Below are 15,030 nucleotides of genomic sequence, written 5' to 3'. Positions count from 1 at the left end.
TTGGTACGGGTGATGTTCCACATACAAGAAGGTATTGCAAGAAATTGCAGTACCTTTTTTATTTATCAAATTATTTTAATACGAATTGCTTACTTTTGCAAATCTTTAATCTAAGTAAAAAAAATCGCCCTTATAGACGAGTAAAAATTTCGTTTGGGGGTTTTATCTCTATGAAAATTGCCGCCATTGATATTGGTTCAAATGCTGCCAGAATGCAGATTTCGTCAGTATTGACTAATAAAAAAAGTATTAGCTTCAAGAAAGTTGAATATGTACGTTTTGCTCTCCGCTTGGGTATGGATGTATTCAATACTGGAAAAATTTCGTCTGGAAGCGAGGCTCGAATCAAAAAATTATTACAAGCCTACCAACTTTTAATGGAACTCCATGAGGTAGATGCCTATATGATTTGTGCTACAAGTGCCATGCGAGAGGCCGATAATGGAGAAAATATTGTAGAGCGAATCAAGAATGAATTGGGCATGGAAATCCACTTGATTGAAGGCGAAAAAGAAGCCGAATTAATCAATAATGTGATTGTAGTGGTGCTTGAAAGTGATAAAACTTATCTACATATTGATGTCGGTGGTGGAAGTACCGAGCTAAATATTTATCAAGGACAGCAAAAAATTGCAGCAAAATCTTTCAAAATTGGCTCTGTTCGCCTGCTTGAGCATAAAGAAGCTCCTGATGTTTGGAAAAAAATGCAAGCTTGGGTAAGAGAAAATGTACCAACGCATGTAGAAGTCACTGCCGTAGGAACTGGTGGAAACATATCGAAGCTTTTCAATATGATTGAAAATAAGAAGGAAAATAAAGCTACTTTGAAAGATGTAGAAAAAATGAAAAACTACATTGAAAAATTCAGCTTAGAAGACCGCATCAATAAACTCCAACTCAATGCCGATCGTGCTGATGTTATTGTCCCTGCTTCTGAAATTTATATTTCAGCAATGAAATGGGCAGGTGCTACCGAAATCATTGTGCCTGATTTAGGTTTAAAAGATGGGATTTTATTGTTAGTTTATGAGACTTTGATGAATGAAGAGTAGAAGATTGACTTACTGAAATACTAAAAAAGCTCAATGACCAAAATCATTGAGCTTTTTTATATAAACTTTGTATTACTACAACATTTTCTTAATAATATCTTCTACTGAAATATTTTCGGCTTCTGCTTTGAAGTTTCTTACCAAACGATGACGTAAGACCGAAACTGCTACGGCTTTCACATCTTCAATATCGGGCGAATATTTTCCGTTGATAAGGGCATTACATTTGGCACCTAAAATCAAGTTTTGGGAAGCTCTTGGGCCTGCTCCCCATTCCAAATATTTATTGGTTTCTGCTGACGCCATTTCAGTATTTGGACGAGTTTTATGTACCAAACCCACTGCATATTCGACTACATTATCGGGTACTGGCACGCGGCGAACTAAGTGTTGGAAATACAAAATTTCTTCGCCCGAAAGTACTTTATTGACTGTTGATTTGCGGTCAGAGGTAGTATTTTTTACAATGTCAACCTCTTGTTTGTAAGATGGATAATCTAAATTTACCATAAACATAAAGCGGTCGAGCTGTGCTTCTGGTAAAGGATAAGTCCCCTCTTGCTCAATTGGGTTTTGAGTAGCCAATACAAAAAATGGACGGCCAATACTATGTTTTTTTCCTGCAACAGTTACAGCAAACTCTTGCATAGCTTCGAGCAAAGCTGATTGAGTTTTGGGAGGAGTACGGTTAATTTCATCGGCCAAAATAATATTAGCGAAAACAGGGCCTTTGATGAAACGGAAATTACGCTCATTATCTAGTGTTTCAGAACCTAAAATATCAGACGGCATCAAATCGGGAGTAAACTGAATACGGTTGAAATCTAAATCTAGAGCTGAAGCAATGGTTTGAATCAACAAGGTTTTTGCCAAACCAGGTACACCCACCAAAAGGCAATGACCTTGACAAAAAATAGCTGTTAACAACAAACGAACCGTTTCGTCTTGACCGACAATTACTTGTCCGATTTCATTTTGTAAATTGTGAAAGGCAACTTTTAGGGCATCTGCTGCTTCCACATCCGAAGTAAATTTAACTTTGCTCATTTATCTGATTAAAATAGTTCGTTGTTGCGAATCATCTTTAAATTAAAAAGGGAATCTGTTTTATTCGGTCGAAGCATGTGTTTTTCCAAAAATTTGGCACGCTTCAAACTCTGGGTCTATCTTGATATAAACATCGGCTGTTGCCTTTTTGAACCAATTTTCAATCTCTTTATTACGTTTTTCCATCAAGGCATATTCCTTCAGCTTTTCAAAATCCTCTTTCAAACTAGCTTTATGAGGAGGATGTTTGGCTTTGTAATAAAGGATTCTAACACCTGTTTTTCCATCCTCACTTCTGTAAGGCAAAGGTACAGTAATCGTGCCAACTTTCATGCTATCAATTGTAAAATAGAGCGTAGGTTCCATTGAAGCATCTAATGGCATTTTTGAAGAACCTGTCTGGGGATCTAATAACATTCCTCCCCCATCTTGTGTAGCTTTATCGTCTGAAAAATCTTTAGCAGCCTTTTCAAATTTGATACTATCCTTCACAATTTCAACACGAATACTATCTAAAAAATGGGTTGGTTCAGTAACGTCCAATCTATTATAATCAGGACGCAATAAGATATGTCGAGCATGAAATTCTTGTCCACGTATTTCAAGTGTTTGAATTAAGTGCAAACCAAAGTCGGATTCTACAACATCAGACATTTCATTAGGTTTCAGTTTCATAGCAGCGGCTTCAAACTGAGGCACCATTGCTCCACGTTTCGACCAGCTCAAATCTCCACCGTACTGACGAGAGCCTGGATCTTCTGAATATTCTTTTGCTAAATCTTCAAATTTTTCACCAGCCAAGATGCGGCGTTTATAATCTAAAAGTCTTTGTGATAGTTCTTCTTTTTGAGCTTTAGTTACTTTCGCCAAACGCACAATATGCCCAATTTCTACTTCGGTAGGTATTTCAGGGATACTATCTTTTGGAATTTGATTAAAAAACTTCTTTACTTCATTAGGCGTCACTTTCAAGTTTTCGGTGATCTTGGACTGCATCTTTTGAGCAGTTAATTGCTCTCTCACTTGCGAACGCACTTCACTTTTCAATGTTTCCAAAGATTTACCAAATTGCTCAACAATATTTTTTTCATTGCCATACAATTGTATCATTTGTTGCATACGAGCGGTTAATTGATCATCCACTTGTTTATCTTCAACAATAACGGAGTCAATTTCAGCTTTAGCCACTAATAACTTATTCACAACCATGCTTTCTAATGCTTGGCATTTACTAACAGGTTGTTGTTGTTGAACAGACCGAAGGTAAAGCTGTTCTACTTCAGACCGAAGGATAATGTAATTGTCAACTTTTGCGACTATGCGGTCAATATTGATAGGAGCATTTTGCGAAAATGCCAATATCGGTAGGCAAATCAACAGCAATAATTTCTTTAACATTTGTATTTAATTTTAGCTTTTAGCTATTAGCGGTTAGCCGCTTCGGCGGTCCGACTATTAGCCAAAAAAGATCGAAACTGTAATGTAATTTTTTAAAACACTTTTCGCTAATAGCTAACCGCCAATAGCTAATCACTTAATTTATTGTTTTTTTGTATTTATAGCCTTTTGAACCTCTTCGTTATTCAATTTTACAGGATACTTATTAATCAAATCATCATTGAATTGCTTTTCCAAGAACTTTTGATAATCTGATAATACTTGACCACGTGCTTCACGAAGGCTTTTATAGCGTGTTGGCTCAACTTTTTCGATAATTACATCTGCAAATTTAGCATCTTTTACAATTGATTGTGTACCGACTTCCCATTTTGCAGCATCAACATATTTATTTTCACCTTTTTTGAAATAACCTTCCTCAATAATGACAATATTGGGTTCTTTAGCATTGAAAATTTTCTCAACATCTTTCTTCGAATTACTATAAAACCGAAATGTCACTCTTTGGTTTTTTGTCCAATCAAACTTATTAGTAAGATTAGGACTGGTTTTGGCATAATCATTTTCTATGATTCGCTCGATTGTCAAGCCATTTGCTAATAAAAAGGCCTTCACTTTTTCTATACGCTCAGCCGAAACATTGTCTCCTTCATTTTGGTCGATATGTCCACCTATTTCGAGTACATAACCCTTATTTCGACGCATAATTTCAAGTACTGAAACCAAAATATGTTTATGTTCAGGTGTTATATCACTCAAATTTTTAGCGAATAATAAAGGTGAACTATAAGCTCGTTTTAGGTTATAGGGTGTTCCTTTAGTGAAAATTTCTTTTGCTAAATAAACAGTTTTTGCGTCTTTCGAAGCAATTACCGTTGCCAAAGCTCGCTCAGGCATACGATATTTTTCTATATTTTTTTCATAGAAAATCCGTTGACCCGTTGTATCCTCAGTGGATTTTTCATACACTAAATCATTGAGCAACTGCATTTTCAACAAACTGGTTGAATATTCGTTCAATAAAAGCTTAAATTCAGCATTTATATCTTCTAAATGTTCTTCAGCATAAGTTTTAACAGTATTTTCAACAAACTTTTTATAAAAGCTTCTCATAGCCATTGAAGGTGTAAAACCAGCAGGAATACGTTCAAAAGTTTGTCTATCTACAGCAAAATCATAAAATAACTTGGTTGGATAATTGGTATTTTTAATGCTAAAAATCGTTTGATTAGTATTTTCATCATTTAAAGCATAATTCCATTTTTTTCGCAATAAATTAGTATCGGCGGCGGCAATTGCTTTTTTGATAACGTCCTCGTTCTCAACAAACTGCATTTCCTTTTTCAATCGCTTCAACGCATTTTCTTTTACCACATCTCCTCTTGAATCAGTAACGATTTTTTCCTTTATTTTTGGATAAATTGCTTCAAAAGATTCTAAAGGTAGTTTCTGAGCAAGTTTGATAATATGCCAGCCAGCAGATGTACGAACAGGTTGGGAAATAGCTCCTTCTTGAAGTGCAAACGCTGCTTGTTCAAAAGCGGTTTCTTCTCTTGTTCCTATTCCAAATGCAGGCAGAAATCCACCGTAGTTTTTAGTTTTATAATCATCCGAATAGTTTTTGCAAATTTCTTCAAATGAAACACCTTTATTCAATTGGGTATATAAGGAATCAATTTTTGCTTTTATTTTAACATTGACCGAATCAGGTGCATTAGGAGCAACCATTTTTAAAATATGCTGTACTCTCACATTACCACTAAACGGACGGCGTTCTAAAACCTTTACAATATGATAGCCCCCTTTACTACGAAATGGCATCGACACCTGGCCTACTGGTGTATTATATGCCGCCTTTTCAATAGGATAAACAAATTGTAGAGCCTTGAACCAGCCTAAATCTCCACCAGTAATACTCGTTTTTTTATCTTGCGAAAATTGTTGAGCTAAAGCTCCAAAGTCTTCGCCTGCAATAGCTTTAGTGCGAATATCTAATAGTTTTTGATAAATAGCTACCGTGTCAGATGGTTCAGCAAATTCAGAAATTTGGTACATAATATGAGCCGCCCTAATTTCTTCCTTCATCCAGTTGTATGTTTCTTTCATCAAATACTTGATAGTGGTGCTATCTGTCAAGTATGCTTCAGCTAAAATCCCACGATAGGTTTCCATTTCGCCCTTGAAGTCTTCACTTTTATCATAGCCTCTTTTCTTAGCATCGGCAATGACACGCTGATCATAGATCACTTCATCTAAAGCACTTTTAGGTGAAATTGAATCATCAAGCATTCGTTTTTCAACTTCCAATATTAAATCTGAAGTTTTTACCTCGTTCACACCAACAGTCAAAGCAATAGGTTTAGGTTCTTCAAATGGCTGTGCTACAACTGCAGGAGCAGGTGCTTGAGGTAATGCAAAAACATCGGTAGCTTGCTTAGGAGCAGATTGCTGAACGACCTGTCTTTGTGGAGTAGGTTTCTTCGAAATCTGGCAAGCAAACTGAGATAGGGTTAATGATATATATAATAATGTTTTAAATCTCTTCATAAAAGGCACCGATGAATCATCTACAATAAAAAACTCTGAAGGTTAAAATTTATTGTGATGAATATAAACTTTGTTTGGGTAATAAAAGACTTTTAGCTATTGGCTATTAGCGTTTAGCTATTGACAAAAAGAAAAATTATACAATAAAAAATCTCTTTTTAAAAGCTAATTGCCAATCGCAAACAGCTAATAGCTTTCTAAAAAGTTCAAAATTAAACGAAAAATCTTCGTTTTACGAAGTTTTTACAATAAATTCTTCAATAATTGATTCTCCTATTGAAAAATCACCACTTGTCCAACGCCATTTTTCATATAATCGTAACAATCCATTTGGCAATACTTCTGGTGTTGATAGACAAACACCTGTCATCAATTCACCCTTATTATTGATGTGTTCATAACGCATATCTAAAATATCATTTTCCAAGACTTTGGCTATTAAAAAACCTTTTACGATAGCTCCGCCACTATATTCTGCCCAAACTACATCTTCTTTTTGTTGATAATGAAAAAGTGTTTCGCTACCTACTTCGCCATTAGCAGTATTAGTGATTGATTTGAAAGTTTTGTTATGGTAATTGATGACCATTACTTTAGATTTTATTTTCTACTGACGAAATAAAATTTCGTCCCACAAATTATATAATTGGCTCTTGCTGAGAAAGGCAATGAAAACTGCCCAATCCCCATATAATTTCAGTAGCGTCAATACCTACTATTTTTCGCTCAGGAAAACAGTCTTGAATAATATCTAAAGCAATATCATCTTTTTCACAACGGTAAGTTGGAACAATAACCGAACCATTGGTTATTAAGAAATTAGCATAAGAAGCTGGTAGCCGAACGCCACTATCATAAACGGCATTTGGCATTGGCAATTCTTTGATAGTCAATTGTTTACCATTCAACAAACGCATTTTTTTTAAGTCTTCCAAGTTTTGCTTGAGTGGCTCATAATTATCATCTGATTTATCATGTTCAATTACCGTTAACACCGTATCTTCATTCACAAATCGAGTTGTATCATCAATATGCCCATCAGTATCATCACCTACAATTCCTTCAGTTACCCACAGCACTTGCTCGACGCCATAATAATTACAAACGTATTCTTCAATTTGAGCTTGGTTCAAATGCGGATTTCGATTAGGATTTAATAAACAAGATTTGCTCGTCAACACAGTTCCTTTTCCATTGAATTCTACCGAGCCACCTTCCATAATAATGCCTGGAACGACATAAGGCAGATTTAAATAATTTGCTATTTTGATAGGAATTTGGTCATCATCATCAAAAGGAGGGTATTTTCCTCCCCAAGCATTATAACCCCACTCCACAATCATTCGCTGTTTGGTTTCAGGATTTATCAAAAATGCAGGTCCATGATCTCTACACCATGAATCATTATTGGCATGAACAGGAATTTCTACTTGATTTTTATCAACCCCATACTTATCCAATAAACTAATTATCAACGCTTTATGAGCTTCATTAGTGGCATTGATACAAACTTTTTCACTTTCGGCAATTGCTTTAATAAATTGTAAATAGGTTGGATAAATTCGTTCCAAACGGTCGCCATAGTCCCATGAATCAGAGCTTTGTGGAAAGCTCAACCAAGTTGCTCGGTGTTGGTGCCATTCGGCAGGAAAGAAAAAACCTTGTTGTTTTGGAGTCATATTTTCAGTGAACAGTTAACAGCTTTCAGCCATCAGTAATAACAATTAGCTTAGAATTCACAAAGGTAAGGCTAAAATCTAAAACAATAAATCCAAAATTTCCGATATATCGTAAATGAGTGAGAAAGGTTAATAATCAATTGAAGGATTTAGGGTTTGAGGGTTATACAAGAGGTTTTAAAAATTAAAGCCTCTTGTTTTTAAACAAAAGCTTTGGAAAAATGTTAAGAAACTGACATCTTTGAAGAAATATTTTTACTTAGCCTGAAATCAACAAACCGTTTGGCACGACGCATTAGCATAGCAGAAGAAGAATTAGTGTCTTTGTTGAAGAACAAAGATCAAAAGGGCTTTAATATCCTGTATAATAATTATTCAGGGGCGTTATTTGGTGTAGTCAATAAAATAGTACAATCCAATGACGATGCCAATGATTTGCTTCAAGATACTTTTTTAAAGATTTGGCGAAACATTGACTATTATGATGCCTCGAAGGGTAGCATTTTTACGTGGATGATGAATATTGCTCGAAACTTAGCCATTGATAGGGTTCGCTCGGCCGATTTTCGAGATTCATCACAAAATATTTCTATGGAAGATAATGTTATCTATCAAATAGATAATGAATATCAGACCGTACAAGACATTGATGCAATAGGCTTACAAAAGGTAGTAGAAAAATTAAGACCAGAGTATAAACAGTTGATTGATTTGGTGTATTATAAAGGTTATACACAAGCGGAGGTTTCGGAAGAATTTGGCATCCCTCTTGGTACTGTAAAGACCAGAATAAAAGCTGCTGTTGGAAGCCTTCGAGCAATGCTTAGTGGTTTATGGTTACTCATAAACTTCTTATTTTGAGTATTATACTGAAAAATTTAAAGTGAATTCCAGAGTGAAAAGTATCACTCACTAAATAAAAAAATGAATATTCAAGAATACATAGCGTCGGGGATTTTGGAGAGCTACGTGCTTGGTTTAGCTAATGAAAAAGAAATAGCTGAAATCGAAGCTTTGGCCTTACAATCACCTGAAATTAAGGCAGAGATTCGAGCTATCGAGAATGCCTTAGAAAGCTATGCTTTTGCCAATGCCGAAACTCCTCCTGCTCATTTGAAAAGTCAGATTTGGGAAAAAATAGCGGCAGAGTCGGAAGTAAAATCGACAAAAGTTATAGACTTTGATAGTGGTCAGGAAATTGACATCCATGAACAACAAGCACCAAAAATCACAGGCTTTTTTGGTAGCTATCTTCGTATCGCAGCTTCGATCGCACTGCTTGGAAGTATTTTAGCTAATATTTATTTGGGTACCCAATGGAAAGAAAGTAAAGAAAATCTTTCTTTGGCCATCAATGAAAATATAGGCTTACAAAAAAGTATGAAAGCACAAGAAGGAGCAATCATGCCAAATGAAGTAAATATGTTGATGAGTCCTGAAATGAAAATGAGTAAATTAGTTAGTCAAAAAAGCTCTGAAAACGCCACTGTGATGCTTGCATGGGACACAAAAACTAATAAAGTTTACTTGATTCGGGGAAATTTGCCTGCACCACCTGACGGTATGCAATACCAACTTTGGGCAATTGTCAATGACAAACCTATGGATGCAGGTGTTTTTGACATCAAAAATAATACACAAGAACTCAAATCTGTGCCATTACCAAAAGCATTTGCTGTAACACTCGAAAAGAGAGGAGGAAGCCCAGTTCCTACTTCTGATATTAAGGTAATAGGTATTTAAAAATATTATTGTCTTTTCAAAAACGCAACATTATCTACTTGATGATGTTGCGTTTTTTTTCAATAAAATTTCTCTCAAAATAAAAAACTTCAATTTTTCTGTAACCTTTCTTTTTTTGCTTAGTTTCCACTTTCAAATCACTAACAACATTCTTTAAAAGTTTGGAAGCATTGACAGACAATTACCTTATGCTCAAAGTAAAAGCGGGCGATTTAGACAAGATGGGTTTGCTTTTTGAGCGTTACCATCGGGCTTTGTTTGCTTTTCTTTATCATTCAACAGGGCAGTCGGCACATAGTGAAGATTTGGTACAAACTGTTTTTTATAGAATGTTGAAATATCGTCATACATTCACCGAAGTAGGTGAATTTAGAACTTGGATGTATCATTTGGCAAGAAATGTGCTGAACGATGCCATCAAGAAAAATCATCGAATGGTTTATCAGGCAGATGTAACGACTGTAGGTGAAAGAAATCATTCAGAGCCATCGGCAGATGTTCAGCTTGAAAAAAAACAAGCATCCGAAACATTGCACGAGGCATTAGCAAAACTAAGTGATGAACACCGAGAGGTTTTAGTTTTAAGTCGTTTTCAAGAATTATCGTACCAAGATATTGCGAAGGTGTTGAATACTTCCGAAGGAAATATTAAGGTGAAAGTACACAGAGCAATGAAAGAATTAAAAAATATCTATTTAAAACTCGAACATGGGACAAGCATTGGAAAATAACGAATGGGAAGCAAAGTTCATCGAGTTAATGCAAAACAAACTCAGTGAACAAGAACGGTCGGAAATTGAAGAAAAGATTTCGTCGTCAGTAGAGATAAATGCTGAATTTAATTCAACAAAAGAATTATGGGAGCAGCTCGGTAAATTGCATACACCTCTACCAAGCTCCGATGTAAAAACACGTTTTTATTCGATGCTCGATACTTATAAAAATGAAGTTGAAGCAAAGGAGGAAAGTGTATTTAGTAATCTTTTGGCTCATTTGAATACCTTGTTTACTTACAAACCAGCCTATAATTGGGCTTATGCTTTGATATTGGTAACTTTTGCAGGGTTGGCGGGATTTTTTATTGGAAAGCCTGATAATCAAATAGTTGCAAGTCAGAATGAAGTCAAAAAATTTTCTTCTGAAATGCAAGAGATGAAACAGATGATGATGCTTTCGATGCTCGAAAATCCGACTGCAACCGAGCGACTCAAAGCTGTGAGTTACACACAAGAACTCACAAATGTTGATGACCAAGTGATAGATGCTTTGCTAACAACTCTAAATTTCGACCCAAACGAGAACGTACGCCTCGTCACACTTGAAGCTTTGATTCAGTTGGCAGATAATCCAAAAGTAAGAGAAGGTTTGGTACAGTCTCTTTTAAAACAAGAATCGCCCTTAATGCAAGTAGCTTTGGCAGATGCTATGGTAAAATTGCAAGAAAAACGCTCTGTCAAACAGTTTAAACAAATGCTTCAAAAAGAAAACCTCAATAATGCTGTAAAAGGCAAAATCGAAAAGACGATTCAGGTACTTTCGTAGCGAGGATTCAAAGAATTTTAAACAAAAAAATCAAAACAAAATTATGAAAAAGCTAATTATCCCGATTCTGGCGGGGCTGGTATTCTCATGTACCAAAGCTCCCGCCCAAGACACAAAATTTAATGAAAAAATAAAAAAAGAATTCACCGTTTCACCCAATAGTGTATTGGCAGTGTATAACATTGATGGCTTTATTAAAGTTGAAGGTTATGCTGGAAATAAGGTTTTAATTGATGTTGACAAAACAATTTCTGGCAAAACCAATGAGATTTTAGAAGAAGGAAAAAGAGAGTTCAAACTCGAATTTGAGCAAAAAGGTGATAGTGTGATCGTATATATTGCCGAGCCGTGGGACTCAAGACCCAACCGAAATCGTGATAGATGGAACAATGACCACAGAAAAATTCTGTATCATCATAATCTCAATTTTACAATAAAAGTACCCAATTCTATGAATCTGGTGGTTTCTACTATCAATAATGGCGATATTGCTGTTTCAGATGTTTATGGTTTTATGAAAGCATCAAATATTAATGGTGGTATTGATATAAAAAATGCCCAAAAAGCTAATGAAATCCATACCATCAATGGTGATGTGAACATCAATTATACCACTTTACCACCCGATAATTCCAAATATTATACGCTCAATGGAAAGCTAACTGCCATTTTCCCAAATAATCTTTCGGCAGATTGTGAGTATAAAAGTTTTAACGGTGAACTTTTTACAGATTTTGAAAATGTAGAGAAACTACCTTCAAAAGTCGTTAAAGTTATCAAAGAAAATGAGAATGGAACAACACTCAAACTCAGCAAAGGAAGTGCTTTCAGAATAGGAAATGGTGGAAAAAACCTCAAGTTTGAAACATTTAACGGAAATATTTATATCAAAAAATCGTAACGCAATTTTTCAAATTGCACTAACAAATTAGACAAAAGCAATTTTCTAAATTGCTCTATAAAACAATTAAAAAAATGAAATCAAATAAAATAATATTCGCAGTTCTATTGCTTTTAGTAGCCAATTCTTATTTCGTTCAAGGGCAAGATAGAGAACAATTGACAGTCCCTTTGACAGACCCAACAAAAGAAGGGAAATTAAATGTGAGTTTAGTCACAGGTTCAATAAGGGTCATTGGTTATGCAGGAAAAGAGGTAGTGATTGATGCTATTTCGGTTGAAAAGGACAGCAAAAAGTCTGAAAGAGAATCAGCCAATGGTATGAGAAGAATCTCGGCCAATGATGGCTTTGAACTCACAGCCAAAGAGAAAAATAATACTGTAAATGTTGGGGTTGATAAAGTAAATACACTTATCAATCTGACTATAAAAGTTCCTCATAGATTTTCTCTCAAAGTCAGTACGGTTAATAATGGAGATATTTCAGTAGAGAATGTCAATGGTAACCTTGAAATAAGCAATATCAATGGTTTTATCAAAATGAAAAATGTTGCGGGTTCAGTCGTTGCCAACACCATCAATCAAGATATTATTGTCAATCTCACAGAAATTACACCCAACACGCCTATGGCTTTTACAACACTCAATGGTACAGTAGATGTTACATTCCCTGCTTCTCTCAAAGCCAATGTAAAACTAAAATCAGATATGGGCGAAGTTTATACTGATTTTGATATTGATGTAGATAAAGCTACTTCTAAAATCAATCATTCTATTGATAAAGAAAAAGGTCTTTATAAAATCAAAAAAGATGAATGGACTTACGGAAAAATTAATGGTGGTGGTGCGGAAGTAATGATGAAAACTATGAATGGTGATATTTTCATCAGAAAAGTGAAGTAGTGGACTAATAAAAAGCACCCAACCAAATTGGTCGGGTGCATACAGTTTTTAGTTTAGGGTAGGTGTAAGAATATTTTAGGGTTAGGGTTTAATTTGTAATTGTAAAATTACATTTATTATTAAATAAATACAAATTGAGTTTAAAAATATTTTATGTCAATACATTGATTTATTTTTAAATACAAAACGCCATCGCTGATTTTTAGCGATGGCGTTTTTAAGATAAATTCTTAGAAAACTATTCTTTGGGTTGAGTATTGGCATAAACCCAACATCCTCCTGCCATCACCAAATCTTTTAGTACTTGAAACATTGCCATTTGATCTCCCTCTGTTACCTTAGGTAGGTAAACGGTCAAAGCAAAAATAATAAGCATAAGCCCTAATAAAGTAGCTGCCAAGCGAGTATATTTTCCAATAATAATGGATACAGCAGCCGAAAGGTGTGCAATTCCAGTAAGATATACCCAAAAAACGCCTCCAGGTAACCAGCTTGGAACCATCCCAACCATATTTTTAGCAATCAAAAAATGAAACATACCGAATACTGCAATCGGTATAGCTATTAAAAAGTGGCCATATTTGACGATCGTATTCATATTAAAAGTAGTTTAGGTGAATAATTTATTGATTTCTTTGAAAAGCTAGGTTTTTTATTGGATAAATCCAAGAAATATTTGATTTATTTTGCTTGGAGTGATTGAAATTCTACTTACTAAAAACAAATCACATATTTGGCTGTTCTAATAAAAAAAAGCCTTTTTGTATATGCCAAAATCCTTATTAAAATATAAGAACTATGACGTTCACTCGATTACTACAGCCCACGAGGGAAAGATGAATGCAAATATTGCAACATGGGTAATGCAAGTAGCTATGTGTGGAAAATTGATTTGTGTAGCACTCTATAAAGTAGATTATACAATTGAGTTAGTTAGAGCTTCACAGCTACTCAATATCAACATTTTAGCTAAGGCACAGACAAATTTAATCACTAAATTAGGTAGAAAAAGTGGAAGAATTTTGGACAAATTTAAAAATCTAAAATATGACTTTGACGAAAGAAAAGTTCCATATTTGACAGAAGCAATCGGTTATATCCAATGCAAAGTTTTGCACTCAACAGATGCTGGTGATCATGAGCTTTTTGTTTGTGAAGTTTTAAAGCAAGTAGTTTTAAATCCTGAAAAAGAAGTAATGACCAATCATTTTTTGCGTGAAAATGGATTAGTTAGAGGGTAAATGAAGTCTTATCAAGCAAAATCCACTCAATTGATAAAATTAAGTGGATTTTGCTATATTAAAAACTAATTACAAAGATATGAGTATGTTTCACTGCCATTAATTGTACTTACGCCTGAGAGTGTTACATAAGTCTTTTTGGATGGTTGTCCTTCTTTTGTATATTCATACTTATAAGTGGTTGTAGCGGATTCAGCACTGAAGAAAGAGATACTTTTATCGGTCAAAATATTATTTGTATTAATAAAATGTGATAAATTTTCGCCAAAAAAAGCTCCAATTATAATTAAGGGTATATATACTTTATTTAAGCCCGCATTAGCATATACATTTGGTTTATCATCAAAAGTAAGATTTTCAATGATTGTTTCTATTGTTCCACCTGTATTTAAATTCAATTTTTTGAGATTACCTTTCGTATCATATTCAAATAAATATTCAACATTAGCATCTTTTGAAATAGACGATATGGCTGTCACTTTTGAAACCTGTCCGCTTGCATTAGTTGTAAATATATACTCTTTTAATAAAATATCGTAGGGGGCATCTTTTGAATCATACTTCACATTACTAATGTTTCCTTTAGCATCATAAGTATATGTAAATGTTTCTTTAGCACTTCCATCAATGATTGAGATACCTGTGATATGATTAGCTGCATCATAAGTATAAGTAGTGATTGCACCATCATTATCAATTTTTTCAAGTAAATTTTTAGTATTAAAAGTGAAAGAACTCTTGTATTTGTCACCATCAATTACCTCCAGCACATCTTTTATATAGCATTTTGTTGAATTTGGCGTAGTACCCGTTGTTGGAGTTATTGGATTAGATGAACTTCTACTCCCTCCATTGATAAGGTCATCCTCTTCGCAAGAAAGCAGAAATATTAATGACAATAATGTCATCACTTTTAGAAGTAATTTTTTTTTCATAGATTTTTTAGTCACAGTTAGTTATCATTTTGCACAAAACTAC

15 protein-coding genes are annotated in these 15,030 nt (G+C 34.5%); 8 read left to right on the top strand and 7 right to left on the bottom strand.

The genetic code is table 11. The annotated features are described in order from the left end of the window. Positions 1-170: 170 nt before the first annotated feature. Positions 171-1,052 (top strand): Ppx/GppA phosphatase family protein, encoded by an 882-nt coding sequence (locus ACQUQZ_RS04365; protein WP_435353532.1) that lies wholly within the window; start codon positions 171-173, stop codon positions 1,050-1,052. Positions 1,053-1,127: 75 nt separating this feature from the next. Here the strand turns inward: ACQUQZ_RS04365 and ACQUQZ_RS04360 are convergent, their stop codons facing one another. From ACQUQZ_RS04360 to ACQUQZ_RS04340, 5 genes are all read right to left on the bottom strand, one after another. Then, positions 1,128-2,099 (bottom strand): AAA family ATPase, encoded by a 972-nt coding sequence (locus ACQUQZ_RS04360; protein ID WP_435353531.1) that lies wholly within the window; start codon positions 2,097-2,099, stop codon positions 1,128-1,130. 60 nt (positions 2,100-2,159) lie between these two features. Then, positions 2,160-3,497 (bottom strand): foldase protein PrsA, encoded by a 1,338-nt coding sequence (locus ACQUQZ_RS04355; RefSeq protein ID WP_435353530.1) that lies wholly within the window; start codon positions 3,495-3,497, stop codon positions 2,160-2,162. A gap of 141 nt (positions 3,498-3,638) precedes the next feature. After that, the gene (locus tag ACQUQZ_RS04350) at positions 3,639-6,044 is read right to left on the bottom strand and encodes a peptidylprolyl isomerase (protein WP_435353529.1); all 2,406 of its coding nucleotides are present in this window, start codon (positions 6,042-6,044) and stop codon (positions 3,639-3,641) included. Positions 6,045-6,276: 232 nt separating this feature from the next. Next, entirely contained in the window at positions 6,277-6,633 is a 357-nt protein-coding gene (locus ACQUQZ_RS04345) for a n-acetylglutamate synthase (protein ID WP_435353528.1), read from the bottom strand. Positions 6,634-6,682: 49 nt separating this feature from the next. Further along, positions 6,683-7,723 (bottom strand): agmatine deiminase family protein, encoded by a 1,041-nt coding sequence (locus tag ACQUQZ_RS04340; RefSeq protein WP_435353527.1) that lies wholly within the window; start codon positions 7,721-7,723, stop codon positions 6,683-6,685. A gap of 282 nt (positions 7,724-8,005) precedes the next feature. On the opposite strand from ACQUQZ_RS04340, the gene ACQUQZ_RS04335 reads away from it, so the two are divergent. The 6 genes from ACQUQZ_RS04335 (at position 8,006) to ACQUQZ_RS04310 (ending at position 12,811) form a co-directional block, all read left to right on the top strand. Next, positions 8,006-8,584 (top strand): RNA polymerase sigma factor, encoded by a 579-nt coding sequence (locus ACQUQZ_RS04335; RefSeq protein ID WP_435353526.1) that lies wholly within the window; start codon positions 8,006-8,008, stop codon positions 8,582-8,584. 63 nt (positions 8,585-8,647) lie between these two features. Next, entirely contained in the window at positions 8,648-9,466 is an 819-nt protein-coding gene (locus tag ACQUQZ_RS04330; RefSeq protein ID WP_435353525.1) for an anti-sigma factor, read from the top strand. 188 nt (positions 9,467-9,654) lie between these two features. Further along, on the top strand, positions 9,655-10,197 hold the full coding sequence (locus tag ACQUQZ_RS04325; RefSeq protein WP_435353524.1) for an RNA polymerase sigma factor: 543 nt from the start codon (positions 9,655-9,657) through the stop codon (positions 10,195-10,197). Next, positions 10,175-11,008: a HEAT repeat domain-containing protein gene (locus tag ACQUQZ_RS04320; protein WP_435353523.1), complete on the top strand. Its 834-nt coding sequence runs from the start codon at positions 10,175-10,177 to the stop codon at positions 11,006-11,008. The genes ACQUQZ_RS04325 and ACQUQZ_RS04320 overlap by 23 nt, the downstream gene beginning before the upstream one ends. A gap of 43 nt (positions 11,009-11,051) precedes the next feature. Then, positions 11,052-11,909 (top strand): hypothetical protein, encoded by an 858-nt coding sequence (locus ACQUQZ_RS04315; protein ID WP_435353522.1) that lies wholly within the window; start codon positions 11,052-11,054, stop codon positions 11,907-11,909. A gap of 74 nt (positions 11,910-11,983) precedes the next feature. Further along, positions 11,984-12,811 (top strand): hypothetical protein, encoded by an 828-nt coding sequence (locus ACQUQZ_RS04310; RefSeq protein WP_435353521.1) that lies wholly within the window; start codon positions 11,984-11,986, stop codon positions 12,809-12,811. A gap of 238 nt (positions 12,812-13,049) precedes the next feature. Here ACQUQZ_RS04310 and ACQUQZ_RS04305 read toward each other — a convergent pair whose 3' ends face one another. Next, complete coding sequence (locus ACQUQZ_RS04305) at positions 13,050-13,409, bottom strand: DoxX family protein (protein ID WP_435353520.1); 360 nt, start codon at positions 13,407-13,409, stop codon at positions 13,050-13,052. A gap of 169 nt (positions 13,410-13,578) precedes the next feature. Between ACQUQZ_RS04305 and ACQUQZ_RS04300 the strand changes: the two genes are divergently transcribed. Then, entirely contained in the window at positions 13,579-14,052 is a 474-nt protein-coding gene (locus ACQUQZ_RS04300; RefSeq protein WP_435353519.1) for a flavin reductase family protein, read from the top strand. 65 nt (positions 14,053-14,117) lie between these two features. On the opposite strand, the gene ACQUQZ_RS04295 is transcribed toward ACQUQZ_RS04300, so the two are convergent. Beyond that, positions 14,118-14,987 carry a hypothetical protein gene (locus ACQUQZ_RS04295; protein ID WP_435353518.1) on the bottom strand — a complete coding sequence of 290 codons (870 nt, stop codon included), beginning with the start codon at positions 14,985-14,987 and terminating at the stop codon, positions 14,118-14,120. Positions 14,988-15,030 lie beyond the last annotated feature (43 nt).

It is taken from the genome of Emticicia sp. SJ17W-69 (assembly GCF_051209875.1).
Classification (GTDB): Bacteria; Bacteroidota; Bacteroidia; order Cytophagales; family Spirosomataceae; genus Emticicia.
Note: the sequence above shows the minus strand (reverse complement) of the source record. Positions and strands in the feature narration are given on the sequence as shown.